We start from the raw sequence: 24,542 nt of genomic DNA, 5'->3' as shown, positions 1-24,542 counted from the left end.
GCATGAGCGCAGACACGGACAGCATGGAACTCGTAGAGCTCGAAGAAGCTGCACTGTACGAGAAAGCTGCGACATACGAAAAAGCTGCACTGTACGAAGAGGAGGACGATCCCGATGTGCGGGTCCGTCGCGACAGGACTCTCGCCCGGGTTGCCGTCGTCGGCGTGGTTCTCTTCGGTCTGGTCGTCGTACTCGCGGCGTTGCCGCTGCTCGGGGTCACTTACCCGTACTCACGGGCGGTGGTGCCGAGTCTCGTCGACCCTTCCGGTGCCCTTCTTCGGGCCTTCGGGATCACCCCGGTACTGCTCGCCGTCGCCGCGCTGACCGTCGTCGCGTTGTTCCGCGCGTTGCCGTACGGCATCGGCGCTGTCATCACACTCGTCGTCGGTGCGTCGTTGACGACCGCGGCGGTTCGAGCCTGGGCAGCCGGCTGGGTTCCCGCGTCCGCGTTGCCCAACGGTTACGTCACCGCTGCTGTGTCGTTGGTGTGTGCCACGACCCTCGTCGCGGCCCCGCGATTCCTGCCGATGGTGTGGGGTCTCGGAGCCGTCGGTGCGACGACGGTGTGCGCCGCCGCGATCGTCGGTGGATCGGCGACGATCATAGGTGTGGCCACCACGTTGCTCATCGTGCTCGGGTGGTGGGCGGGGTCATCGGCAGTCATGCTTCACTCCCCCGTCGCCGCGGAGCGCGAGGCGCAGAATCCGTTCGATACTGCGGCCCTCGCGCTGCGGCGGATGCGCTGACCTACCCGTGCGGGGTTTTACAGCGCCTTGAGTTCCTCGATGACCGAGTTGACGGACTTCTTCGCATCCCCGAACAGCATCGAGGTGCGGTCCGCGGTGAACAGCGGGTTGTCGATGCCTGCGTAACCCGAACTCATCGAGCGCTTGAGCACGATGACCGAACGCGACTCGTCGACATTGAGAATCGGCATGCCGTGAATCGGGCTCGACGGGTCGTTACGCGCCGCCGGGTTGGTGACGTCGTTGGCGCCGATGACGATGGTGACGTCGGTGCGCGAGAACTCACCGTTGATGTCGTCCATTTCCTTCATCGCGTCGTACTCGACGTCCGCTTCGGCCAGAAGCACGTTCATGTGCCCTGGCATACGACCGGCGACGGGGTGGATCGCGTACTTGACCTCGACGCCCTTGCTCTCGAGGATCGACGCCATGTCCTTGACCGCGTGCTGAGCCTGGGCGACGGCGAGACCGTAACCCGGGACGACGATGACCTGCGAGGCGTACGCCATCTGGATCGCCGCATCGGCTGCCGACGTCGCCTTCACGACGCCACCGGACGCGTCCACTGCCGCGCCGCCGTCGGATCCACCGCCGCCGAACGAGCCGAACACGATCGCCGGGATCGATCGGTTCATCGCCGTCGCCATCAGATTGGTCAGGATCGAACCCGACGCACCGACGATCATGCCTGCCACGATCATCGCCGTGTTGTTCAGCGCAAGGCCCGCCGCCGCAGCGGACAGACCGGTGAGAGCGTTCAGTAGCGAGATCACCACGGGCATGTCGGCGCCGCCGATCGGGAACACCACGAACAGACCCATCAGACCAGCCGCGATCAGGACCAGCACGATCCACCACACGGACGTACCTTCGCCCGGGGTGGCCTTCACACCGATGAAGATCGACACCGCGACCGCGACGACGAGCAGCACGATATTGGTGAGCTGGAAGATGCGGGCGTTCTTGACGAACGCCTTCTCGACGTTCTTGTTCAGCAGCTCCTGAAGTTTCAGGAATGCCACCAGCGATCCCCAGAACGAGACAGATCCGATGACCGCCGCGAACAGCGATCCGACGACGATGTGCACCGTCGGGGATTCGCCGTGCTGGAACGCCGAGAATCCGTCGGTCTCGATGAACTCGGCCCACGCGATGAGCGCGACCGTGCCGCCGCCGACACCGTTGAACAGTGCCACCAGCTGCGGCATCGCGGTCATCTTGGTGCGCTTGGCCGGTGGGACACCGAGCAGCACACCGATCGCGAGTCCGGCAGCGATGAGGATCCAGTTGATCGCGGGAGCATCGCGCACCTCGATCAGGGTCGCCACGACGGCGATACCCATACCGACCGCGGCGATCTGATTGCCACGCACGGCGGTCTTCGGGCCGGTCAAGCCCATCAGCCCGTAGATGAACATGCCGAACGCGACGATGTAGAGAATGTTGACGAGATTGTTCATCAGGAATCGGCACCCTTCTCGACTGCCTTGACGGGTGCGGGCTTGGACTTGAACATGCCGAGCATGCGGTCGGTGACCAGGAAGCCGCCGACGACGTTGAGCGTGCCGAAGATCAACGCGACGAACGCGATGATCCGCACACCCCAGGACGCGTCGTCGGGAAGACGACCGAGCACGATCAGCGCGCCGAGCACGACGATGCCGTGAATGGCGTTGGTACCCGACATCAACGGCGTGTGCAGGGTGTTGGGGACCTTGGAGATGACGGCGAAGCCGACGAACCCGGCCAGTACGAGAATCGCGATGTTGGCGAGAAGTGGGGTGTACATCAGGCACCGGCCCTTTCAGACGCGTCGGCCTTTCGGGTCACACAGGACTGGGCAACGACTTCGTCGGAGAAGTCGGGAGCGAGCTGCCCGTCGACGAGCAACAACTCCAGCAGCGCAGAGACGTTCTTCGAGTACAGCTCGCTGGCATGCTCGGGCATCGTCGCAGGCAGGTTCAGCGGCGAGGCGATGGTGACGTCGTGCTTGACGACGGTCTGCCCCGGCTCGGTCAATTCGCAGTTGCCACCGGTCTCACCGGCGAGGTCGATCACGACACTGCCCGGCTTCATGCCCTCCACCGCAGCGGCGGTCACCAGACGCGGCGCGGGACGACCCGGCACCAACGCCGTGGTGATCACGACGTCGAACCCCTTGATCGCTTCTTCGAGCGCCTGCTGCTGCTGAGCGCGCTCGTCCTCGGTGAGCTCACGCGCATAGCCGCCCTCACCGGCGGCATCGATACCCAGATCGAGCCACTGAGCACCGACGGAGCGGACCTGATCGGCCACCTCGGGGCGCACGTCGTACCCCGTCGGGCGGCCGCCGAGACGCTTCGCCGTCGCCAATGCCTGCAATCCGGCGACACCGACGCCGAGAACGAGAACAGTGGCAGGCTTGACCGTCCCGGCCGCGGTGGTGAGCATCGGGAAGAAGCGAGTCGACTCCGACGCCGCGAGAATCACCGACTTGTAGCCGGCGACGTTCGCCTGTGAGGACAACGCGTCCATCACCTGTGCGCGGGAGATACGCGGGATCGCCTCGACGGCGAACGCCTGCACCCCCGCAGCGGCGAGAGCGTCGATCTTGTTGTCGGCGTTGCGAGGTGCGAGGAACCCGATCAACGTCGAACCCGAAGACAACTTCGCGATCTCCGCATCGCTCGGCGGTGCCACCTTCACCACGACATCGGCGGACCAGGCGTCGCCGATTTCCGCGCCCGCCGCGACATACAACTCGTCCGGGATCAGCGCGCCGAGCCCGGCCCCCGACTCCACGACGACCTGCACGCCCTTACCGACCAGCGACGCCACGATCTTCGGGACCAACGCCACCCGGCGCTCGCCTTCTCCGGACTCACGCACGACGCCGACTCGCGTCGTTCCCCCGCGGTTCGTCCCGTTCTCGGTGCTCTGCGATGTTTCCAAATCTCCGACTTCCTGAGTTGAACGGTGCCCACGAATCGGCGAACGGGGGTAACCGTGCGGCGAACAGGCGAATCCATGCGACAAGGCACAAGGTGACTGATAATAGCCAGAGTAGGTAGCCCTCAGGTAACCCAGGCCACAGTCCGCGAGCATCTGAATCGAATCCGAAAGGCCCAGAACGTGCGTCGGCGCGGACAACTGTGAATTGAATCATATAGACGATGTACTGCTCGGACGCCATATGCCTAGAGTGATCGCTGTGCAGCCCCGGGTCTACAGCGCCATCGCTCTCGGCCTCGCCGACGGCGGCGCACGGTGAAGTTGTTCCTGGCGTCGTACCGGTTCGGCGCACACGTCGACGAGTTTCTCGCACTGACGGGCACGCCCGGTCGTGTCGCCGTCGTCGCCAATGCGGCGGACAGTTGGCCTCCCGCTGCCCGGGCATCCGCAGTCACCAGCGAGCTGACGGGATTGCGCGATCTGGGGTTCGTCCCCGAGGAACTCGATCTGAGGAAGTTCGTGGGGCGAGCGGCCGCGCTGGCCGCGGCGCTGGATTCGGTCGAGACCATATGGCTCAGAGGTGGGAACACGTTCGTCCTCCGAGCCCGGCTACAGCAGAGCGGGGCCGACGACGCCATCACGACGCGAGTGCGCGACGGGCGACTGATCTACGCCGGTTACAGCGCGGGAGCGTGCGTCGCCTCGACGTCGCTGCGCGGGGTCGAGGCCGCAGACGATCCGGCGGAGGTCGCGTCGACCACGGGACTCGCGGTGCCGTGGGACGGGCTGGGGTTGATCGACATCGCACTGATCCCCCACCTCGGATCGGTGCTCGACTTCGAGAATTCCAGTGAGGTGATGATCTCGCGTTACCAGCGGGAAGGCACGCCCTTCCGAACGCTGAACGACGATCAGGTCCTGGTCGTCGACGGCGACAGGACCGAACTTCTCTAGCCGGACTGGGCGAAAGGTGCGAGCCTGTCGAGTGAGGTCCACGCCATGACGCAGCGCTTCCTCGTCATCTCGTCGGCGTCGACGAGAAGCATGTCGAGGAGCAGTTTCGGTTGCCGCTTCCACTCGATCTCGGCATCCGCGACGGTCGCCCTCTCGAAGAGTCCCGATTGCTCGAGTGCGGTGACCCACTCGTGGACGTCACCGCGGTGCAGGGTTTCGATCGTGTCGTAATCGATGCCGCCGCCCTGGAATTCGTAGGAGAACATCGCGGCAATGTAATCCCAGGACGTGCTGTGTGGGTCCATCATGTTCGACCTCCCTGTACGCCCAGCGGGTACGCCGAGCTGATACCACTTGCTGGGACGCTAGACCTCTCAGCTGCACGATTCCGTGTCGTGGACGCATCGATCCGGTAACAGAAGTGACTGGTGTGACGATTGGTGCGACGGCTGTTGCGCTCGCCCCGGCAGATCTGCCACCGAATCTGTAGGGTCACTGCACGTGTGGAAGCGTGGAACTCGTATCGGCGCCTGCGTGTTGGTGGTCGCCGCGGCGGGGTGTGGACACTCCACCGACGACGCAGCCCAGCAGCCGACGACCCAGCAGCCGACGACGCAGCCACCGACCCCGAGTACCGAGGAACTGTTCGTCGGCGAATGCGGATCGATGACCGACGAGCAACTCGGTTCCATCACCGCCGTACCAGGGCTGGCGGCGGTCTCCAAGAACGGAATTCGGTGCCGCTGGGAGTCGGCCGCCAGTGGCGGTGCCTACGCCATGTTCACGTGGTATCGAGGTAGCCCGATCGACCGCGAGCGCACTGTCGCGGGCCGCATCGGCCGCGAGATCACCGCCATCGACGTCGACGGCCATCCGGGATTCACCGCGAAGGGATTCGACGCCTCCTGCGAGGCGGGGATCGAATCGGGTGACGGATTTCTGCACTGGTCGTTGAACTACGTGTACATGACGCCCCCACGTGACAGCTGCGCCGTCGTCGAGGATCTCGCCCGCGCCACCGTCGAGAACGCGAAGTAGGTGAAGCACATGAGAGGTGCACGCGCCTCGCTCGTGGCCGTCGCAGTCGCCCTGATCGCGGGGTGCAGCACCGCCGTCACCGGAACTCCCACCGCCGAAGGATTCGGCGGTGGCTCCGAGTTCGACAAGCTCCTGCAGGAATGCACGGCGGTTCCGGACGACACCATCGCCGAGACAGTGCAGGCCGATGTGGTCGACCAGTACTTCTTCGGCGCCGTCTGCATGTGGGACGGCGGCGGCCCCGGCGGAATCGTCGACGTCACATTCGCCTGGTTCGAGAACAACTCTCTCGGCCGAGAGCGGACATTGGCCGAGCGTGTCGGATACGCCGTCGAGCCGGTGTCGGTTGCCGGCGCGAGCGCATTTCTGTCGAGGCGCCCCGGCGACCCTGCATCGTGCGGCATCACCGCCGCATACTCGGGAACCATCACGTGGTGGGTGCAGTATCGCGGCGGTGGGGCCGACCCGTGTGCCGCCGCCACCCGACTCGCCGAACTCACCCTGCAGCGAAGCCAATAACGCTGTGGGTCCCTCCGCCGAGCAATAGTGTTCGTTTCATGACGACGAACCCTGCGATTCTCGACGAGCTACGAGAGCTCCTGCCGGACGGCGCCGTGCTGGTCGACCCCGATCTCACCGAGGGTTATCGCCGGGACTGGGCCAAGGATCCTGCCGCGGGAGTTCCGCTTGCCGTCGTCAGGGCAACCAGCACTGCGCATGTTCAGTCGGTCATGAAGTGGGCAAGCGCGCACGGCATACCCGTCGTACCACGAGGTGCCGGGTCCGGATTGTCCGGCGGTGCAACAGCTGTCGACGGCGGAGTGGTACTCAGCACCGAACTCATGCGCGATATCACGGTCGACCCGGTCACCCGCATCGCCGTCGTGCAGCCGGGTCTGTTGAACGTCGAGGTCAAGAAGGCCGCGGCCGAACACGGGCTGTGGTACCCGCCTGACCCGTCGTCCTTCGAGATGTGCTCGATCGGCGGCAACGCCGCGACCAACGCGGGCGGGCTGTGCTGCGTCAAATACGGCGTGACGACCGATTACGTCCTCGGGCTCGAAGTGGTCCTCGCCGACGGAACCGCAGTCCGACTCGGCGGACCACGCCTGAAAGATGTTGCTGGACTGTCGCTCACGAAGCTGTTCATCGGTAGCGAGGGGACGCTCGGCATCATCACCGAGGTCACCGTTCGGCTGATTCCGGCTCAACCACCGGCCAGCACCGTGGTCGCGTCGTTCACCTCCGTGCGGGACGCCACCACGGCAATTCTCGCCATCACCGCCTCGCTGCGGCCCGCGATGCTCGAGTTCATGGACCGAGCGTCGATCGGCGCCGTCGAGGATGCGATGAACATGGGTCTGGACCGGGACGCGCACGCCCTGCTCATCGCGCGATCGGACTCCCCGGGCGCCGACCGTGCACGCGAGATCGACGTCATGGCGCAGGCATGTACCGCTGCAGGTGCATCGGACGTCTTCACCACCGACGACCCCGAGGAAGGTGAAGCCTTCGCTGCCGCACGACGTTTCGCGATTCCTGCCGTCGAGCGGCTCGGTAGCCTGCTGCTGGAGGATGTCGGAGTGCCACTGCCTGCTCTCCCCGATCTCGTCGAAGGCATCGAGCGCATCTCCGACAAGTACGACGTCCTCGTTGCCGTCATCGCCCACGCAGGCGATGGAAACACGCACCCGCTCATCGTGTTCGACCCGGCCGAGACGGACATGGAAAGGCGCGCACACATCGCATTCGGCGCCATCATGGATCTGGCGATCTCGTTGGGCGGCACCATCACCGGTGAGCACGGCGTCGGGCGCCTGAAAAAAGCGTGGCTCCCCGATCAGGTCGGCGAGGACGTCATGAAACTGACCGAGCGCATCAAGACCGCCCTCGACCCCGACGGGATCCTCAATCCGGGCGCAGTGCTGTAAGACGCTCGGCGCACTCGTCGGCGACGGTGAGGACCTCGTCGAGAATCTCCAGACCCTGCCGTATCTCGTCCTCGCTCGTCGTCAGCGGCGGCGCAATCTGTATCCTGTTGCCCGCCATGAACGGCCACAGTCCGCGGGATTTGGCGGCTGCCGTCACTTCCGCCATCGGCGCGGCGTCACGCCCCGAGGCAGCGAAGGGCACCAACGGTTCCCGGGTCTGCTGATCCCTGACGAGTTCGACGGCCCAGAAGAAGCCTCTTCCGCGCACATCGCCGACGCTGGGGTGGGACTCACCCAGTTTTTTCAGACCTGCCCCGAGAACGTCCTCCCCGACCGCGCGGACGTACGGCAGGATCCGGTCCCGTTCGAACACCTCGATCGATGCGACTCCGACCGCGCAGGCGAGCGGATGCCCGGAATAGGTCAGACCGCCCGGATAGGCCTTGTGATCGAATTTCGCGGCGATCCGTTCGGAGATCACGACCCCACCCAGCGGGACGTAGCCCGAATTGATGCCCTTCGCGAACGTGATCAGATCCGGGGTGACGTCATCGGCCTGGCACGCGAACCACTCCCCGACGCGGCCGAAGCCGACCATGACCTCGTCCGCGATGTAGACGATGCCGTAGCGGTCGCACAGCTGCCGAACCCCGGCCAGATATCCGGGCGGCGGCACGAGCACGCCATTGGTTCCGACGACGGATTCCAGGATCAAGCCAGCGATGTTCTGCGCACCTTCGAGTTCGATGACCTGCTGCAGATGCGACAGCGCCGCAGCGGCTTCCTCCTCGGGTGTGGTGGTACCCCACGGCGAGCGGTAGGGGTACGGACCGAAGAAGCGGACGACGTCGACGTTGGTCGGTTCGGTTCCCCATCGACGCGGTTCACCCGTCAGACCGATCGCGACGCCCGTTCCGCCGTGGTACGACCGATAGGCCGCCAACATCTTCGTGCGTCCGGTGTGCTGACGTGCCAACCGCACCGCATGTTCTATCGCCTCGGCCCCGCCGGTGGTGAAGAAGACCCGATTCAGGTCCCCCGGTGCGCGTTCGGCGACCAGTGCCGCCAGTTCGCTTCGTTTCGTGTTGGCGACGGTCGGCGAGATGGTCGTCAGTATCTGCGCCTGCTCGACGATCGCGGCCACCAGATCCGGATGTTGATGGCCGAGATTGACATTGACGAGCTGGGAGGAGAAGTCGAGGTATCGATTCCCCTCGTCGTCCCAGAACCATGATCCCGACGCGCCGTCGACCGTGATCGGATTCAGCTCGGCTTGCGCTGCCCAAGAATAGAACACGTGATCCATCTGCTCGCTGCCTTCCTTCATCGGCGCCGGAACATCGTTCGCGGCTCCGCCGATGTCACGATCACGATGTTGCCGTCACCTGCTCGTCGACGTACGGAATGATGTGTTCTCCGTATGCCTCCAACGTGGCAGATTTTGCGTCGTGCTGCAGGTAGACCGAGAACTGGTCGACACCGAGCTTCTCGAGATCCTTCAACTTGGACAGATGTTCGGCTGGGCTGCCGAGAATGCAGAAGCGATCGATCACCGAGTCCGGTACGAACTCCGCATGCGAATTGCCGGTCCGGCCATGTTCGTTGTAGTCGTAGCCGCTGTGCGCGGTGATGTAGTCGGTGAGTGCATCGGGAACCCCGCCGCCGTGCTGGCCGTATCGAGCCACTATGTCCGCCACATGATTTCCGACCATCCCGCCGAACCATCGACACTGATCGCGCGCGTGCGACAATGCCTTCTCACTGCCGTCGGTGACGTAGGCGGGTGCAGCGACACAGAACTTTGATCGACGACGGGTCGCGCCCGACGGCCTCGGCCGCCGACCGCACACGACCTATGGTCCACGACGCGATGTCCGGGTCTGCGAGTTGCAGAATGTATCCGTCCGCGACCTCTCCGGTGAGCTCGAGCGCCTTGGGTCCGTACGCAGCCACCCAGATCTCGAGACTCGACTCCTTCGACCACGGAAACTGAACCGTCGTCTCGCCGAGAGTGGCCGACCGACCGTTGGCCAGTTCACGAATGACGTGGATCGACTCACGAAGCGTTGCAAGGCTTGTCGGTTTTCCACCGAGCGTGCGGACGGCCGAGTCGCCGCGTCCTATTCCGCAGATGGTCCGGTTGCCGAACATCTCGTTCAGGGTGGCGAACATCGACGCCGTGACGGTCCAGTCACGCGTCGCCGGGTTCGTCACCATCGGCCCCACGGTGACCCGTCGGGTCTGCGCCAGTATCTGGCTGTAGATGACGAAGGGCTCCTGCCACAGTAGGTGCGAGTCGAACGTCCACACGTGCGAGAACCCGTGTGTCTCCGCTCTGCGCGCCAGATCGACCACCCGCGATGCCGGTGGATTGCACTGAAGTACTACTCCGATATCCATCTCTCACAACAGATTCTGTGACAATGACCGTTTGACGAACACCCCGTGCCCAGCGGAACCGCAATACTCACCGTCGTCGACGACGATGCGACCGCGGGACAGAACGGTGTCGACGTGCCCGTCGATCTCGAACCCCTCGTAGGCGGAATAGTCCATGTTCATGTGATGCGTCTTCTCCAGACCGATACTGGTATGACCGTTCGGGTCGTAGATCACCAGATCGCCGTCCGCGCCCGGTGAGACGATACCTTTCCTCGGGTACATCCCGAACATGCGCGCAGGGGTCGTGCAGCACACCTCGACCCATTTCTCCAGGGTGATCTTGCCGCTCTTGACGCCCTGGAACATCAGGTCCATTCGGTGCTCCACCGATCCGATGCCGTTGGGAATCTTCGAGAAGTCGCCGAGTCCGAGCTCCTTTTGATCCTTCATGCAGAACGGACAGTGGTCGGTGCTGACCGTGGCGACGTCTCCGGTACGCAGGTAGCGCCAGAGTTCGTCCTGGTGCCCCTCGGCTCGCGACCGAAGCGGGGTCGAACACACCCACTTCGCGCCCTCGAACCCAGGGGCGCCCAACTGTTCCTCCAGTGACAGGTACAGGTACTGGGGGCATGTCTCGCCGAACACGTTCTGCCCGTTGCCACGTGCGCGGGCGATCTGTTCGAGCGCCTGCTTCGCCGAGACGTGCACGATGTACAGCGGAGCTCCGGTGACGTTCGCAAGCATGATCGCGCGGTGCGTCGCCTCCTCCTCGAGCTGCCACGGCCTGCTGGTGCCGTGGAAGTACGGTGCCGTGTCCCCGCGTGCCACCGACTGCTCGATGAGCACATCGATGGCAATTCCGTTCTCCGCGTGCATCATCAGCAACGCCCCGGTTTCGGCAGCGGTCTGCATGGCCCGCAGTATCTTGCCGTCGTCGGAGTAGAAGACGCCCGGGTACGCCATGAACAACTTGAAACTCGTCACGCCCTCCGCGACGAGTTCGCTCATTGCCTTGAGTGAATCGCTGTCGACATCGCCGACGATCTGATGGAACCCGTAGTCGATCGCGCACTTACCTGCAGCCTTCTCGTGCCACAGTGCAAGAGTGTCCTGAACCCGTTGCCCCGGAGTCTGAATCGCGAAATCGACAATGGTCGTCGTGCCACCCCACGCCGCGGCTCGTGTGCCCGTCTCGAAGGTGTCGGACGCGAAAGTGCCACCGAACGGCATCTCCATGTGCGTATGACCGTCGACGCCGCCGGGCAGTACGTACTTGCCCGTCGCATCGATCACGGTGTCCGCGGACTGCGTCAGATCCGCGGCGAGAGCCGTCGAACCGGGGTGCAGCACAGCGACGATCGTCTCGCCGTCGATCAGAACGTCCAACAGCTGGCTCCCGCTCGGAGACACCACCGTTCCTCCGTGCACGAACGTGGTCCTGGCTCCACCGGCTGTCATGGCTCCACCGGTCTTCATGGCTCCACCAGGGGTCCGTAGGCGTCGGGTCTGCGATCACGATAGAAAGCCCACCGGTCACGTACGACCTTGATCAGATCCATGTCGAGGTCACGGACGATCACCTCGGGCTCGGTGTCGGATGCGACGTCGCCGACGAACTTGCCCTCGGGGTCGACGAAGTAACTGGTGCCGTAGAAGTCGTCGTCCCCGTACTCCGCCTCGACTCCCACACGATTGATGGCGCCGATGTAGTACTCGTTGGCCACCGCGGATGCCGGTTGCTCGAGTTTCCACAGGTAGTTGGACAGGCCGCGCGATGTCGCCGACGGATTGAAGACGATCTCCGCCCCTGCAAGGCCGAGCGCACGCCATCCCTCCGGGAAATGTCGGTCGTAGCAGATGTAGACACCGATTCTGCCGACCGCGGTGTCGAACACCGGCCAGCCGAGATTGCCGGGACGGAAGTAGAACTTCTCCCAGAACCCCTGCACGTGCGGAAGATGGTGTTTTCGGTATTTGCCGAGATACGTTCCATCGGCGTCGACGACCGCGGCGGTGTTGTACAGAACTCCCGGCTGTTCCTGCTCGTAGACCGGCAGGATCATGACGATGCCGAGTTCCGCGGCGAGCGCGGCGAATCTGTCGACGGTGGGCCCGGGAACGGACTCTGCATAGTCGTAGAACTTCGCATCCTGGAGCTGACAGAAGTACGGTCCGTAGAACAACTCTTGAAAGCACACGATCTTGGCGCCCTGCTCGGCGGCACTTCGCGCGTAGTCCTCGTGAGCTTTGATCATCGTCTCTTTGTCACCGGTCCAGTTGGTCTGGACCAGAGCCGCTCGAACTGTCGACATGATGCCCTCACTCCATCCTTCGCTGGCTGGCCTCCTCAACATAAGTGATGTGTGCACTGCGCGTAGGTGCAATTGTGTTACAACATGACTCGGTCGGTTTCGACGGAGTAACGCCCTCAGGTCGAGGACGCGAGCAACGCCCGAACAGTGTCGATGTCGTCGGCTTCGGAATGCGTCTTGTCGGGTCGATATCGCAGCACCCGCGCGAACCTGAGTGCCACTCCGCCTGGATACCGCGTGCTGGTCTGTACCCCGTCGAGTTCGATCTCGACGACCAGATCGGGGAACAGGTACACGGTGTGCTCGTCTCGGCTGCGCTCGTGCCTGGGGAACTCCTCGGTCTGCCACTGCAGCAGCGCATCGGTGAGGCCCTTGAACGTCTTGCCGACCATGATCGGCGCTCCGCCGTTCGGGTCTCGCGCACCGAGGTGCAGATTGGACAGCCATCCGGTCCGCCTGCCGTATCCCCATTCGGCACCGAGGACGACCAGATCGAGGGTGTGCTCGGGCTTGACCTTCTGCCATGTGCGTCCACGCCTGCCTGCCGCGTACGCCGACGACAGGGACTTGACCATGATCCCCTCGTGCCCTGCATCGAGCGCCGCGTCGAAGTGAGCTGCCGAGGCATCTGCGTCCGGACGAAGCAACGCCGGAATGCGGTGACCGGGCGCGACTCGGTCCAACGCCTCGAGTCGACGCTCCAGCGGTTCGTCGAGCAGGTCCACCCCGTCGAGATGGATGCAGTCGAAGAAGTACGGCTGCAGAAGCAGATCGTGGGCGCTGTCTGCGCCGAACCTGCTCATCGTCTCCTGGAACGGCCGAGGCCTGCCGCTGTCCGTCAAGGCCAGCGTTTCTCCGTCGAGCACGACACTCGTGCACGGCAGTCCTCGAATCAGCTCCACCAGTTCGGGTACTCCGGAGGTGATCTCACGCAGCGTCCTGGTGAAGACGTGAACCTCGTTCCCGGACCGGTGCACCTGGATACGAGCGCCGTCGAGCTTGTACTCGACACTGACGTCGCCGCCGAGCTCGGTCCACGCCTCGGCCAACGATTCGGCGGGTGAGGCGAGCATCGGGCGCACCGGCCGCCCGACGGTGAGCACGATTGCTGCCAGCGCGTCCTCGCCGCCGACCAGCGCGGCCGTCGCGGTCACGGACAGCCGACCCGACAACATGAACGCGCGTCGGACCGGCTCGACATTCAGGCCTGCAGCCTTGGCGATGGCGTCGGTCATGACGCCTTCCAGTGCGCCCTGACGAAGCTCGCCCGTGAGCAAGCGAATCAGAAACTCGCGTTCGGCGCGGGTGCATCCGGCGAAGAGGTCGGTGAGCAGCCTGCGCCGACGCGCGGTCGATCCGGACCCCGAGGTCGACGCAACGGCGGTGATGGCATCGTCGACGTCGGCGACCGACAGGACGCCGACATCCGTGTACGGCGCGTCGATGTCCGCCAGAGTCCGCCAGCCGATGCCGATCCGGCCCTGAGTCAGCTCCCCGGACAGCCACGCGACAACCGTGTCGACCTCGGACGGCGCCAGGTCGGCGAGGAGGACCTGCAACGCCTCGATCTTGGCCTTGCGTGAGCGCGTCGCGCCGACGGCAGCGGAGGTGTCGACGATTCGAGTGAACAGCACGCACCGAAAGTATCCCGAAGCACCGACATTCAACCCCGTTCGACCCTCGCACCTGCGGTCAGGTGAACCCGAGGACGCGGTCGCCCCAGGCTGCACGCATCGCGCCGTCCGGATCGTCGACGAGTGTGTCCTGTGCATCGATCACCAACGTCGCCCTGTCGGGCTCGACGTACGGGGCCCAGTGCTTGGAACCGTCGAGAGTCGCGGGCACGCCGTGGCGCGCGAATGCCACCCAGCGCTTCATCATCCGAGCGGACACGGCCATCGCCGCTTTCCGACCCCCGAGCCAGAACGTCGGATCACGGTTCAGTGTGCCGAAATTGCCGAACACGTACGGCAGTTCGGTCGCATGCCCGGCGCCTATCCGCGCAGCCTTGAGCATCGGCGTCGCATGATCGAACCGGTACATCCACACCGGCGCGTGCCTGCTGTGCGCGTCGGCGATCCACAGGCTCGGCATCCGAAAACCCGCATCGCGCGACATAGCCTGCGCACCAGCCGATTTGGAGCGATCGGGATAGGCGGACATGATCTCCGCAACACGGAATGCAGGCAGATCCGCGTGGTCGTTCGCGATAGCGCGGAACATCTCGGACACCGTATCCGACGTGATCGGCATCAACGGCGATTTCATCAGCCGAAATATCGACGCCTCGTCGTGATTGGTGCCGATCATCAACGGAATTCGGTGCGAATACCCCTTCTGGAATGCCGCGACCGGATACCGCGGCACGACGTCCGCGTCGACGACAGGGGCCAGACCGAGAGTCCCCGGCACACGCGTCGGGACTTCGTAGCAGAGAGTGTCGCTCGCGCCGACGATACGCATGAAATCCATCGTCTTCAGCTCGTGGATTCGGTCCGGGGTCAGATCGACCAGTTCGAGGAAACGGGACGCGACGACCGCAGCTCGATCCGGGCCGTACACCGACGTGGCAGGCGCGCTCTGCACGATGGCTTGCTGAAACAGCCCCTCGGCCTTCGGCGACGTCATCAGTGTCGTCACCGATGCGCCGCCCGACGACTCTCCGAACACCGTGACCCGCGACGGATCTCCGCCGAACGAGGCGATGCACCGCGCGGTCCACTCCAACGCCGCGATCTGATCACGCAACCCGATATTGGTCTCGAAGACCGTTTCGTCGGTCGAGAACGAGGACAGATCGAGAAACCCGAACGCACCGACCCGGTAGTTGACGGTGACGAGGACGAGGTCACCCAGTTCGGCGAGAGCTCTGCCGTCGTACACGCTCTGCGCCGACGAGCCGAGCGAGTAGGCGCCGCCGTGAATCCACACCATGACCGGCCTCGGGGTGCCGTCGGGCTCGGGCGCCCAGACATTCAACGACAGGCAGTCCTCCGACATCGGGATCTTCGGGTCGATGGGAACCGGATTGTCCCGTCCCTGCGGCGCGATCGCTCCGAACGAGCGGCAATCGAGCGGCTCGGACCATGGTTCGACCGGACGCGGAGCCCTGAAACGATGCTCGCCGTCGGTGGCGGCCGCGTAGGGAATTCCCTTCCACGCATACACAGTTCCGTCGCGGTACCCGATCACGTCCCCGTACGGCGTGCTGACCCGACTCGAAATACCGTCAGCTGTTCCGATTTCGGTCATGACACCTCCCAAACGTCCCGACGCACGCCAACGTACCAACTCTGCCCGACGCGAGAGTTTGTTTATGCTGGCTCGATGGCGAGACCACGAGTTCACTGCAGTTCTGCGCTCGCACTGTTCGCCGTGCTCCTCGCCGGCTGCGGCGGTCCCGACGACGGGCGTTCGACGGCTCCGCTGGCCACCGTGGACACCGATCCGCCCTCGATCGTCCGGACCAGCACGCAGTCGGCTACCGCGGCCCCGAGCACCACCTCCTCACAGCCTTCGAGAACACCGCCCTCGAGCGCACTGCCCTCGAGCATCCAGCCCTCGAGCTCCCCGACCACTACGTCTGCACCGCCGACGGCCGACGCGTCCGCTTTCGAAGCCGACCGCGGGTACTTCTACTTCACCAGTCCGAGTGGGAAGTTCGAATGCGGAATCGTCGTGACGGACAGCTCGGTCGCCGGATGCCACGGCGACTTTCCGTCCTCGGCACCGAAAGTGGAGGGCAGCGGTGCTCCCGAGTCCACTGTCGCGCCCAATACCGTCGAGCTGACGGCGGGCTCACCTGCGCGCTTCCTCAGCTCCGGTGATCCCAGGTTCCATCGTTTCGGTGGGACGGCACCTGAGCTGGCCTACGGCGAAACACTGTCCATCCCGGGCAGCGGAAGTTCCAACGGACTGTCGTGCCGGGTCGAGGAGTCGACCGGCGTCACGTGCCTCGACCAGGTTGGTCATGGATTCACGGTGTCGGACTCGGCGTTCGAACTGAAGTAAACGGCAGTGTTTCGCACAGCAAACGATCGGGCATAGAGTGTCCCGGTGCGTCGAATCCGACGTGCGAAACATCTCGCGGCCGAGTGCACTTGGCTTCCCGGACACAAGGAGCTACCGCCATGACTCAGGAGTCGACCCGCCCCGCCGCCGCGGGGGGTCACAAAGCCAAGGTCATCGGCGTCAGCGTCGCCGCAGCAGTCGGCGGGTTCCTGTTCGGTTTCGACAGCTCGGTGGTCAACGGTGCCGTCGACGCGATCGAAGACCACTTCTCGCTCGGCTCGTTCACCACCGGTTTCGTGGTCGCAGTGGCGCTACTGGGCTGCGCTGTCGGCGCGTGGTTCGCCGGATCACTCGCCGATCGCTGGGGACGCAAGAAGGTGATGGTTCTCGGCTCCGCGCTGTTCACCATCTCTTCGGTCGGATCCGGACTGGCATTCAGCGTTCCCGATCTCATGCTCTGGCGCATCCTCGGCGGACTCGGCATCGGCATCGCCTCGGTGATCGCACCCGCCTACATCGCCGAGATCGCGCCCGCGAAATGGCGAGGCGGCCTGGCATCGCTCCAGCAACTTGCCATCACCATCGGCATCTTCGCCGCCCTACTGTCCGACGCTCTTCTCCAGGGAGCCGCCGACGGTGCATCGAACGATCTGTGGCTGGGACTCGAAGCCTGGCGTTGGATGTTCCTCGTCGGCGTCGTCCCTGCCCTGATCTACGGCCTGCTCGCCCTCACCATTCCCGAATCGCCGCGTTACCTCGTCGGCAAGCACCTGGACAAGGAAGCGGCGAGGATTCTCGCCGACATCACCGGCGAACTGCACCCGGACGAACGTGTCCACGAGATCCGATTGACCCTCCGTAAGGAAGCGAAATCGTCGTTCCGGGACATCAAGGGCCCACGATTCGGCCTGCAACCGATCGTCTGGGTCGGTATCACCATGGCCGTTCTGCAGCAGCTCGTCGGCATCAACGCGATCTTCTACTACTCCACGACCCTGTGGAAGTCGGTCGGATTCAGCGAGGACCAATCCTTCGCGACCTCGGTGATCACCTCGATCATCAACGTCTCGATGACGTTCGTGGCGATCCTGTTCGTCGACCGCATCGGTCGTCGCAAACTGCTGCTCGCCGGATCCGTCGGGATGTTCGTCGGACTGTTGATGGCAGCGGTGTCGTTCTCGCAGCAGATCGGCAGCGGCGACGACGTATCACTGCCGAGCCCGTGGGGTGCCGTCGCGCTCGTCGGCGCGAATCTCTTCGTCATCTTCTTCGCCGCTACATGGGGTCCGATCATGTGGGTTCTTCTCGGCGAGATGTTCCCGAACCGAATGCGCGCGGTGGCGCTCGGAATCGGCACCGCCGCCAACTGGATCGCGAACTTCGCCGTCACTCTCGCCTTCCCGCCGCTGACGCAGGCCGTCGGGTTGTGGGTCATCTACGGCTTCTTCGCGATCATGGCCGGCGTGTCGTTCTTCTTCGTTCGCTCCCAGATCCCCGAGACCAAGGGCATGGAACTCGAGGACATGAAGTAGCGCTCGCCGCCCGCCTGCAGCGAGATGCTAGGGTCGGCGTTGTTCTGACACGGGGTGCGTCCGAAAGATACGGATGCTGAGATCACACCCGTCGAACCTGATGCAGGTAATACTGACGAAGGGATGTCAAGGCGATGACGCCTTTGTATTCGGTGGACTCTGTCCGCCACACGGATCGACTGTGGGACGCGACGGCATCGCTGCGCTCCGAGATCGATCGACTCGAATTTCTCGAACAGCTCGGCAGCGGAACTCTGCCGCTCGACGCATTCCGCACCTACATCGAGCAGGACAAGCTCTACCTGGCCGGATACGCCAAAGCGCTGTCCATCCTCGCCTCCAGAGCTCCGGATCCTGCCACGGCGGCATTCTGGGCATCGTCCGCCGCGAGCGCGGTCGAGGAGGCAACCCTCCATGAAACTCTGCTCTCCGGCGACGCACTTCCCGCCTCCGGCACACGCGTCGAGCATTCCCCGACCTGCCTCGGCTACGTTTCTTACCTGATCGCAGCCGCCGCAACCGAACCGTACCCAGTCGCGGCTGCAGCGGTGCTTCCGTGCTTCTGGATCTACGCGGATGTGGCCGTTCGGCTGGCCGGAGCCGCGAAGGACACTCTCGCACGTGACCCCGAACATCCTTACGCGCGCTGGGTTTCCGCGTACGATTCCGAGGAGTTCCGCGAGATCGTCGACGGGGCAAGAACTTTGGTCGACGTCGCCGCGGAACAGGCAACCGAGTCTCAACGTGAGTCCATGACCGAGGCCTTCGTCGTCGCGACCCGTTACGAGGCCATGTTCTGGAACACTGCGCTTGCGCCGACGCCGTGGCCGTACTCACGATCCGAGGCATCCGCGTGAAAAAGCTTCTCGCACTCGCGGCGGCAGTCGTGTCCGTCACCGGCCTGGTCGCCTGCTCCGAATCGAACGACTCGGACCAGATTCGCTTTGCGCTCGACTGGACCCCGAACACCAATCACACAGGGCTCTATGTCGCGCTACAGGAGGGCTACTTCGCCGACGCCGGACTCGACGTCAACGTACTGCCCTACAACAACTCCTCCCCCGACACGCTCGTCGACTCGGGCAACGCGGAATTCGGGATCAGCACCCAGAGTTCGACGACATTCGCGAAAGCGGCTGGAGCACAGATCGTATCGGTACTCGCACCGCTACAGCACTGGGCGACCGGTATCGGCGTCAAAGGGGATCGTGACGATATTCCCAGTCCGAAGGCACTGGACGGCAAGGTCTACGCCGGTTTCGGAGACACCGGTGAACGCGCCGGCCTACAGCAGGTCATTCGGAACGACGGCGGTGCAGGCGACTACGAGACAGTTGTGCTCGGAACCTCGGCCTACGAGGCCGTCTATTCCGGTACCGCCGATTTCACCGTCTCCTACCTGGCGTGGGAGGGCATCGAGGCGGAACACAGCGGCACGCCGATGAAATACTTCGACTACACCGACTACGGGTTCCCCGACGCCTACGCCATCACCATCAGCGGCAACGAGGAATGGCTGAAGGACAACCCGGAGGACGCGAAGAAGTTCGTCCAGGCACTGCAGCGCGGCTATCAGCTCGCCGCCGACGACCCCGATCGCGCCGCACAGGACGTCGTCGACGCCAACCCCGGCGTGTTCACCGACGAAAGCCTTGTCTTCGAGAGCCAGAGGATGCTCGCGGACAGCTATATGAAGGACGCGTCGGGACAGGTCGGGACACAGACGCTCGACGAGTGGACCGAATACTCGAAGTTCCTGTACGAGAACGGCGTTCTCGTGGACGAGGGCGGCGCACCACTGACGTCCGAACCCGACTGGTCGACGTATTTCACCGATGAGTACCTCGCCGATCGGTAACGCGGTGGTCGACAGCGCGGCGGTCGGTGGCCCAGAAGTCAGTAGCCCAGAACTCAGTAGTCCAGAACTCGGGGGCCCAGAACTCGGTAGCCCTGAGGCCGGCGGTACCGATGCGCCCGGTCTGCTGGCCGCGCGCATCCGAGCGTCCGTGCGGTGGGCGCTTCCGTCCGTGTCGATCGTCGTGGTTGTCGTTGCGGTGTGGCAGATCTACGTTCAGCTCAGCGAAATCAGACCGCAGGTGCTACCTTCACCGTCGCGCATCGTCATGCAGGGATGGGCGCATCGTGACGCGATAGCCGAGAACGCGGCGGCGACTCTGAAGGTCACGGTCGTCGGATTCGCAGTGTCGCTTCTCGTGGCGTGGATACTGGCGGTAGCGGTGGACTTCTCACCGTGGTTGCGCCGGGCACTCGTTCCGCTGTTCGTCGTGTCGCAGACACTGCCGATCATCGCGATCGCCCCGCTGTTGATCATCTGGTTCGGATTCGGACTGTTGCCGAAGATTCTCGTCATCGCGCTGGCGACGTTCTTCCCGATGGCCATCGGGCTCATCGAAGGCTTCGCGGCCACCGATCGTGACGCACGGTCTCTGTTGGCCAGTATGGGTGCGAGTAGATGGCAGCAGTTCCGTTACGTGCGACTCCCGTCGGCGATGCCGAGATTCTTCACCTCACTCCGAATCGGTATCACCTACGCGGTCGTCGGTGCGATCTTCGCCGAATATGCCGGAGCCAGCGCCGGACTCGGCATCTACATGAGCCAGCAGAAGAACTCCTTCCGCACCGACCTCGTGCTCGCTGCCGTAGCGGTGACCGCAGTGATCAGCGTTGCGCTCTTCGCTCTGACCTACGCCGTCGAACGTCTCGTCGCTCCGTGGGCGCTGGAGCGGGGGCCCCGATGACACACGTACACGTTGCAGGACTGACCAAGGCTTTCGGTGACCGAACCGTGCTGGACGGAGTCGATTTCGACGTCGCGCCCGGTGAGTTCGTCTCGGTGATCGGCCCGAGCGGATCCGGCAAGAGCACCATCTTCAACATGATCGCCGGCTTGGACACTCCCGACGCGGGCGTGGTCGAGGCACCGAAATCGGCGTACATGCCGCAGAAGGACCTGCTGTTTCCCTGGCGGACCGTACTCGACAACACCACCCTCGGCCTCGAAATCGCGGGCACGAACAAGAAGGAAGCCCGTGCCCGCGCACGGGAGTTGTTTCCGGTCTTCGGTCTCGACGGCTACGAGAAGGCGCGTCCGTCCGAGATGTCCGGCGGGATGCGGCAACGAGCGGCGTTGCTACGGACCGTCGTACAGGGACGCGAAGTCCTGTTGCTCGACGAGCCCTTCGGTGCGCTGGATTCTCTGACGCGAACATCGATGCAGGAGTGGCTGCAGAACGTCTGGCTCGACTATCGGTGGACCGTCCTGATGATCACCCACGACATACGCGAGGCGGTGTATCTCTCGGACCGTGTGATCGTGTTGTCCGACAAGCCCGCCCGAGTCCGTCGACAGGTCGAGGTGCCACTGCCCAGGCCGAGACGGCTCGACGTCGTCACCACCCCCGAGTTCGCGCGAGTCGAATCCGAGCTGATGGAGGTTCTGATCAGTAGAAGCTACTGATCAGAACCTTTCGAACCTGCTCAGCCCAGTCCGCGTCCCAACTTGTCCGCCAGTTCGGCCACCGACGACCTGGCTGCGGCGAGGGCTGCTTCCGACTGCGGGACCAACGGAGCCATCGCCGGAACACGACTGGCGAGCGTCAGGTCGATCAGCACCACGTATACCTGCATTCCGAGCGCGGTACCGAGCACCTGCTGCAATTGCGGAACAGTGTGGTCGGCCCCCTCGTTCTGAGTACCCGGGCCGTACTCGTTTCCGCGACTCGACACCACGACGACCGGCTTGCCTTCGAGCGGCCGCGTCGGCGCATCGAACGGGACAGTGATTCCAGGAACGTGGATGTAGTCGATCCACGCCTTCAACGTCGACGGGACCGACCAGTTGTACATGGGAGCGCCGATCACCACGACATCCGCGGACACGACCTCGTCGATCAGTTCCTTCTGCAGCGCCTCGGCTTCCGGCGGCGCAACCTCGCCTGCAGCGCGCAGGTGCGGTGCCCAATGAAGAGCCGACGTCGGCAGATGCGGCACCGCATCACGGTGCAGATCGCGGTAGATGACCGAATGATCCGCACCGAGCGAATGCCAGATGTCGGAGAAATGAGCTGTGACGGCTCTGCTGACCGAATGATCCAGATCGGCGGACGAATCGAGATGCAACAACTGCGGCACGGACGGCTCCTAGCTCCTGGGTGGGTAACTAGAGAATAAGCCCAGTAGTGTGCCCGGTTATGGATCACCGGTACATCGCGTCCGCACTCTCCGCCGAGGACGCGCGACGAGTCGACTCGGCACTCGGCCAGTTGGGTGACCGAACCCCGAAGATCACGATCGACGACGTCGACCTCGCGCTCGACGAATCCGCGCGCCGTGCAGTCGTCGAGCTTCTCCGTCAACTGGCAAGGGGCACCTCGGTGACGATCGGGCCCGTCGGGGAACTGCTCACGACGTCACAGGCCGCCGAACTCCTCGGCGTCTCCGACACGTACGTGCGCAAGCTGGCCGATGCAGGAGATCTGGCAATCGAGATGCGCGGGACGCATCGGCGGTTCAAGTTGGAAGACCTCGTCCGTCATCGGGAGAAGTTCAAGCGCACAAGCACCGGCGAATCCTCACAATGACACAGTCCTGAAATCGACAGTCCTGAAATCGACAGTCCTGAAAACAGCAGGGACTCAACCTGCTTCGCGGCCCAGCAACTCCGACTGCAACGTCAACAGATCACGGAAGGCCTCCCCCGAAGCCCGCCACAGTTGTTCCGCGTCGATGTAGTCGACGCCGAGCAGATTCACATCCCCCCGATATGCCCCGACGTCGACCGACAGCTTCCGTACGATCGCCGAGTTGTCTCGATCGAGGTAACCCGAGTCCGAGCGTTCCAGAGCTCGAAACCGAGCCGAGAAATGGTCCGCCGAAATTCGGCGATCGACGAACTGCGCCACGAGGATTACGAAGCGCGATGCATGCAGCGACGGAGAACGGAACGAATGCTCCACGAGACTGACCTCTCCTCGGTCGGCAACCCCGTACGTCGCCGCCGGTCGAAATTCGTCGGTTCGAATCCACGGCAGAGCCACTGTGTGAGAGTGGTCGAGGGGTGCCGGGGATTCGATGCTGAAAGATGAGCAACGCCCACGATAGCGACCGAAAACAGCGACTTGGTCTGTTATGGAGATTTACTATGACTGCTCACAACGAAGCGACCGGTACTGTTGTGAACTACCGAAGTGAGCCGAGCGGCAATCTCTCCGGTGTGTCCAGCTCCCAGAATTTCCAGCCGTCACGGACCTCGACGTCGCCGCTGATGTGCGTGGCGACGGCACTGGCAGCCTGCGTCGGATCATCGAATCGACGACCCTCCATGGGTCCGCGGACGATCTCGAGCCGCTTGCTGGCCGGGTCGTACCGGCCGCTGAGTCGGTAGCCGTCGAAATCGGCGACCACACGTACCCGCAGGTCGACAACCTCATCGGTGGCAGCGGCGGCCTTGGTCGGGCCCTTGCGTGCGACGGGCGCTGCCCTACGAACAGAGGCGACGCTCGCAGCCTCGGTCAAGCCCGGATCAGCGTCGCCGTTGAGTCCGAGCAGGGACCATTTGTTGCTGCCGTGCTGCACACGGCCCACTGCGATCGCATGGTGGCCTGTGCGTGTGCGTAGGGGCGCGTCCTGCACCCACAGGTCGACCTCGCCCTTGATGTCTGCCGCCATCTCCTCTGAGGACACGATGAAGAACGCCGGTTCGGCTGCAGCGAGATCGACGAACACCCAGTACGACGACCCCGTGTCGTCGGTTGCCAACGACTCGTCCTGACGACGGGCCTTCCAGTCCCCCGCAGCCTTCGATCGGACTCTGACTACACAGTTCGACCCGTCGATGCCCCACACTTTCACCGGGTTCCGGCGTGAGGTGGTCAAGCGCTCTGCACGCCCACCCCGAAGCACCACGGCCCTGATGAAGGCCCTGATCCCCTGTTCCGAAACATCTTCCACTGCTCTACCTCTGTCTGCTGACCCCGTGCAGATGACGAGAGGTGCTGCGACGGGAAGCGCGCACACGACTCGGATGTATTGATCCCAGCCTAGTGGTCCAACACCCTCAGCAGGAACCACCATCTGTCTGCTGATCCGTACGTCCGAGTGAGACTGCTCGGCGAGGGGTGATCACAGCACCCCGACGACCGCTCCACCGAGCGCCGCTGCCGCGCACCGTACGAACCACCGCCCGAGCCGCGGCGACCAGAACAAGCCCCCTCGACGTGGGCCGAACCGAGCCCTTCCGGCGAAGCTCGTAACGCTCGAGCGACTGCGCAACCCTCAATTCGTGTTCCCTGACCAAGTTTTCGTACAAATGCATCGAAACTCCCTGCATGACAATAGGAATCGCAGGCCGCGGCGCTCGACGAGCATCGCCGACGGCGGCGAGAAGAATAGCGGCAAGAACTCGCTACGCAGAATCGAAGCGCGAACCACACCGCGAAATATGCAGAACCACAACCATATTGACCTTCACCATCACAGTTCCGCTCCTTCCGTCCCGCTGGTTACGTTCGCTTACGACAACCATCATGCGATACATGCCTACCGCCGCGCCACTGATTAAATCTCAGCGACTCCAGGTGCGGCTGGGCTGCCCGTTCGTGATCAGCTGCCGCCGGCTGTGTGTGTCTCACGCACGGGGTGTGTGCCTCACGCACGGGTGTTCATGCGCGGACAGGCGCGTGTGGG

24 protein-coding genes, 1 pseudogene and 1 riboswitch are annotated in these 24,542 nt (G+C 64.0%); of the genes and pseudogenes, 12 read left to right on the top strand and 13 right to left on the bottom strand.

What is annotated here, in order from left to right; translation table 11 throughout:
• Window positions 1–2 precede the first annotated feature (2 nt).
• A complete protein-coding gene (locus tag RY1_RS26565) occupies window positions 3–746 on the top strand; it encodes a hypothetical protein (RefSeq protein ID WP_072807099.1) in 744 nt (247 codons plus the stop codon).
• Between the two features lie 17 nt (window positions 747–763).
• Here RY1_RS26565 and RY1_RS26560 read toward each other — a convergent pair whose 3' ends face one another.
• From RY1_RS26560 to RY1_RS26550, 3 genes are read right to left on the bottom strand one after another with little or no spacing between them, the layout of a single operon-like run.
• On the bottom strand, window positions 764–2,206 hold the full coding sequence (locus RY1_RS26560; RefSeq protein WP_072807039.1) for an NAD(P)(+) transhydrogenase (Re/Si-specific) subunit beta: 1,443 nt from the start codon (window positions 2,204–2,206) through the stop codon (window positions 764–766).
• The gene (locus RY1_RS26555; protein WP_072807038.1) at window positions 2,206–2,535 is read right to left on the bottom strand and encodes an NAD(P) transhydrogenase subunit alpha part 2; all 330 of its coding nucleotides are present in this window, start codon (window positions 2,533–2,535) and stop codon (window positions 2,206–2,208) included. Before RY1_RS26555 ends, RY1_RS26560 begins: the two co-directional genes overlap by 1 nt.
• Window positions 2,535–3,677: a Re/Si-specific NAD(P)(+) transhydrogenase subunit alpha gene (locus RY1_RS26550; RefSeq protein ID WP_072807037.1), complete on the bottom strand. Its 1,143-nt coding sequence runs from the start codon at window positions 3,675–3,677 to the stop codon at window positions 2,535–2,537. Before RY1_RS26550 ends, RY1_RS26555 begins: the two co-directional genes overlap by 1 nt.
• Window positions 3,678–3,992: 315 nt before the next feature.
• Here RY1_RS26550 and RY1_RS26545 point away from each other — a divergent pair, with 315 nt between their 5' ends.
• Complete coding sequence (locus RY1_RS26545; RefSeq protein ID WP_072807036.1) at window positions 3,993–4,631, top strand: Type 1 glutamine amidotransferase-like domain-containing protein; 639 nt, start codon at window positions 3,993–3,995, stop codon at window positions 4,629–4,631.
• Here the strand turns inward: RY1_RS26545 and RY1_RS26540 are convergent.
• The gene (locus RY1_RS26540; protein WP_072807035.1) at window positions 4,628–4,939 is read right to left on the bottom strand and encodes a hypothetical protein; all 312 of its coding nucleotides are present in this window, start codon (window positions 4,937–4,939) and stop codon (window positions 4,628–4,630) included. The two genes, RY1_RS26545 and RY1_RS26540, sit on opposite strands and share 4 nt — an antisense overlap.
• Before the next feature lie 193 nt (window positions 4,940–5,132).
• Between RY1_RS26540 and RY1_RS26535 the strand changes: the two genes are divergently transcribed.
• From RY1_RS26535 to RY1_RS26525, 3 genes are read left to right on the top strand one after another with little or no spacing between them, the layout of a single operon-like run.
• Window positions 5,133–5,669 carry a DUF3558 domain-containing protein gene (locus RY1_RS26535; RefSeq protein ID WP_245819972.1) on the top strand — a complete coding sequence of 179 codons (537 nt, stop codon included), beginning with the start codon at window positions 5,133–5,135 and terminating at the stop codon, window positions 5,667–5,669.
• A gap of 9 nt (window positions 5,670–5,678) precedes the next feature.
• On the top strand, window positions 5,679–6,188 hold the full coding sequence (locus RY1_RS26530; RefSeq protein WP_072807097.1) for a DUF3558 domain-containing protein: 510 nt from the start codon (window positions 5,679–5,681) through the stop codon (window positions 6,186–6,188).
• 38 nt (window positions 6,189–6,226) lie between these two features.
• Window positions 6,227–7,600: an FAD-binding oxidoreductase gene (locus RY1_RS26525; RefSeq protein ID WP_072807034.1), complete on the top strand. Its 1,374-nt coding sequence runs from the start codon at window positions 6,227–6,229 to the stop codon at window positions 7,598–7,600.
• Here the strand turns inward: RY1_RS26525 and RY1_RS26520 are convergent.
• The 6 genes and pseudogenes from RY1_RS26520 to RY1_RS26495 form a co-directional block, all read right to left on the bottom strand.
• Window positions 7,578–8,906: an aspartate aminotransferase family protein gene (locus RY1_RS26520; protein ID WP_072807096.1), complete on the bottom strand. Its 1,329-nt coding sequence runs from the start codon at window positions 8,904–8,906 to the stop codon at window positions 7,578–7,580. The genes RY1_RS26525 and RY1_RS26520 overlap by 23 nt on opposite strands.
• Before the next feature lie 61 nt (window positions 8,907–8,967).
• Window positions 8,968–10,000 (bottom strand): annotated as a pseudogene (locus tag RY1_RS26515) (TIGR03842 family LLM class F420-dependent oxidoreductase).
• 3 nt (window positions 10,001–10,003) lie between these two features.
• A complete protein-coding gene (gene hydA, locus RY1_RS26510) occupies window positions 10,004–11,458 on the bottom strand; it encodes a dihydropyrimidinase (protein WP_245819971.1) in 1,455 nt (484 codons plus the stop codon).
• Window positions 11,455–12,294: a nitrilase-related carbon-nitrogen hydrolase gene (locus tag RY1_RS26505; RefSeq protein ID WP_174565481.1), complete on the bottom strand. Its 840-nt coding sequence runs from the start codon at window positions 12,292–12,294 to the stop codon at window positions 11,455–11,457. Before RY1_RS26505 ends, hydA begins: the two co-directional genes overlap by 4 nt.
• Before the next feature lie 116 nt (window positions 12,295–12,410).
• A complete protein-coding gene (locus tag RY1_RS26500) occupies window positions 12,411–13,928 on the bottom strand; it encodes an ATP-dependent DNA ligase (RefSeq protein ID WP_072807032.1) in 1,518 nt (505 codons plus the stop codon).
• 58 nt (window positions 13,929–13,986) lie between these two features.
• Window positions 13,987–15,546: a carboxylesterase/lipase family protein gene (locus RY1_RS26495; RefSeq protein ID WP_072807094.1), complete on the bottom strand. Its 1,560-nt coding sequence runs from the start codon at window positions 15,544–15,546 to the stop codon at window positions 13,987–13,989.
• Between the two features lie 75 nt (window positions 15,547–15,621).
• Between RY1_RS26495 and RY1_RS30315 the strand changes: the two genes are divergently transcribed.
• The 6 genes from RY1_RS30315 to RY1_RS26460 all read left to right on the top strand — a co-directional run bounded on the left by RY1_RS30315 (window position 15,622) and on the right by RY1_RS26460 (window position 21,315).
• Entirely contained in the window at window positions 15,622–16,305 is a 684-nt protein-coding gene (locus RY1_RS30315; RefSeq protein ID WP_174565480.1) for a hypothetical protein, read from the top strand.
• 119 nt (window positions 16,306–16,424) lie between these two features.
• Window positions 16,425–17,837, top strand: coding sequence for a sugar porter family MFS transporter (locus tag RY1_RS26480; RefSeq protein ID WP_072807029.1), 1,413 nt, complete (start codon window positions 16,425–16,427; stop codon window positions 17,835–17,837).
• A gap of 40 nt (window positions 17,838–17,877) precedes the next feature.
• Window positions 17,878–17,978: riboswitch (TPP riboswitch) on the top strand.
• Complete coding sequence (locus tag RY1_RS26475) at window positions 17,972–18,694, top strand: TenA family protein (protein WP_072807093.1); 723 nt, start codon at window positions 17,972–17,974, stop codon at window positions 18,692–18,694. (Overlaps the previous riboswitch by 7 nt.)
• Before the next feature lie 29 nt (window positions 18,695–18,723).
• On the top strand, window positions 18,724–19,695 hold the full coding sequence (locus tag RY1_RS26470) for an ABC transporter substrate-binding protein (RefSeq protein WP_371829513.1): 972 nt from the start codon (window positions 18,724–18,726) through the stop codon (window positions 19,693–19,695).
• Entirely contained in the window at window positions 19,673–20,596 is a 924-nt protein-coding gene (locus RY1_RS26465) for an ABC transporter permease (RefSeq protein ID WP_084727900.1), read from the top strand. Before RY1_RS26470 ends, RY1_RS26465 begins: the two co-directional genes overlap by 23 nt.
• On the top strand, window positions 20,593–21,315 hold the full coding sequence (locus tag RY1_RS26460) for an ABC transporter ATP-binding protein (protein ID WP_072807090.1): 723 nt from the start codon (window positions 20,593–20,595) through the stop codon (window positions 21,313–21,315). The genes RY1_RS26465 and RY1_RS26460 overlap by 4 nt, the downstream gene beginning before the upstream one ends.
• A gap of 20 nt (window positions 21,316–21,335) precedes the next feature.
• On the opposite strand, the gene RY1_RS26455 is transcribed toward RY1_RS26460, so the two are convergent.
• The gene (locus RY1_RS26455; protein WP_072807028.1) at window positions 21,336–21,989 is read right to left on the bottom strand and encodes an FMN-dependent NADH-azoreductase; all 654 of its coding nucleotides are present in this window, start codon (window positions 21,987–21,989) and stop codon (window positions 21,336–21,338) included.
• Between the two features lie 59 nt (window positions 21,990–22,048).
• Between RY1_RS26455 and RY1_RS26450 the strand changes: the two genes are divergently transcribed.
• Window positions 22,049–22,438, top strand: coding sequence for a helix-turn-helix domain-containing protein (locus RY1_RS26450; protein ID WP_072807027.1), 390 nt, complete (start codon window positions 22,049–22,051; stop codon window positions 22,436–22,438).
• Window positions 22,439–22,492: 54 nt separating this feature from the next.
• Here RY1_RS26450 and RY1_RS26445 read toward each other — a convergent pair whose 3' ends face one another.
• Window positions 22,493–22,894: a colicin immunity domain-containing protein gene (locus RY1_RS26445; protein ID WP_245819970.1), complete on the bottom strand. Its 402-nt coding sequence runs from the start codon at window positions 22,892–22,894 to the stop codon at window positions 22,493–22,495.
• Between the two features lie 142 nt (window positions 22,895–23,036).
• On the bottom strand, window positions 23,037–23,807 hold the full coding sequence (locus RY1_RS26440; RefSeq protein ID WP_072807026.1) for a hypothetical protein: 771 nt from the start codon (window positions 23,805–23,807) through the stop codon (window positions 23,037–23,039).
• Between the last annotated feature and the right edge of the window lie 735 nt (window positions 23,808–24,542).

The sequence above is a fragment of the Rhodococcus yunnanensis NBRC 103083 genome, from assembly GCF_001895005.1.
Classification (GTDB): domain Bacteria; phylum Actinomycetota; class Actinomycetes; order Mycobacteriales; family Mycobacteriaceae; genus Rhodococcoides; species Rhodococcoides yunnanense.
The sequence above is the reverse complement of the archived record's forward strand: the minus strand, read 5'-3'. Positions and strand labels throughout refer to the sequence as shown.

Coding starts and splice junctions, on each gene's coding strand:
- RY1_RS26495 (WP_072807094.1), bottom strand. CDS start 15,546: ATGACCGAAATCGGAACAGCTGACGGTATTTCGAGTCGGGTCAGCACG.
- RY1_RS26460 (WP_072807090.1), top strand. CDS start 20,593: ATGACACACGTACACGTTGCAGGACTGACCAAGGCTTTCGGTGACCGA.
- RY1_RS26520 (WP_072807096.1), bottom strand. CDS start 8,906: ATGGATCACGTGTTCTATTCTTGGGCAGCGCAAGCCGAGCTGAATCCG.
- RY1_RS26465 (WP_084727900.1), top strand. CDS start 19,673: ATGAGTACCTCGCCGATCGGTAACGCGGTGGTCGACAGCGCGGCGGTC.
- RY1_RS26560 (WP_072807039.1), bottom strand. CDS start 2,206: ATGAACAATCTCGTCAACATTCTCTACATCGTCGCGTTCGGCATGTTC.
- RY1_RS26555 (WP_072807038.1), bottom strand. CDS start 2,535: ATGTACACCCCACTTCTCGCCAACATCGCGATTCTCGTACTGGCCGGG.
- RY1_RS26505 (WP_174565481.1), bottom strand. CDS start 12,294: ATGTCGACAGTTCGAGCGGCTCTGGTCCAGACCAACTGGACCGGTGAC.
- RY1_RS26530 (WP_072807097.1), top strand. CDS start 5,679: ATGAGAGGTGCACGCGCCTCGCTCGTGGCCGTCGCAGTCGCCCTGATC.
- hydA (WP_245819971.1), bottom strand. CDS start 11,458: ATGAAGACCGGTGGAGCCATGACAGCCGGTGGAGCCAGGACCACGTTC.
- RY1_RS26480 (WP_072807029.1), top strand. CDS start 16,425: ATGACTCAGGAGTCGACCCGCCCCGCCGCCGCGGGGGGTCACAAAGCC.
- RY1_RS26540 (WP_072807035.1), bottom strand. CDS start 4,939: ATGATGGACCCACACAGCACGTCCTGGGATTACATTGCCGCGATGTTC.
- RY1_RS30315 (WP_174565480.1), top strand. CDS start 15,622: ATGGCGAGACCACGAGTTCACTGCAGTTCTGCGCTCGCACTGTTCGCC.
- RY1_RS26525 (WP_072807034.1), top strand. CDS start 6,227: ATGACGACGAACCCTGCGATTCTCGACGAGCTACGAGAGCTCCTGCCG.
- RY1_RS26565 (WP_072807099.1), top strand. CDS start 3: ATGAGCGCAGACACGGACAGCATGGAACTCGTAGAGCTCGAAGAAGCT.
- RY1_RS26450 (WP_072807027.1), top strand. CDS start 22,049: ATGGATCACCGGTACATCGCGTCCGCACTCTCCGCCGAGGACGCGCGA.
- RY1_RS26475 (WP_072807093.1), top strand. CDS start 17,972: ATGACGCCTTTGTATTCGGTGGACTCTGTCCGCCACACGGATCGACTG.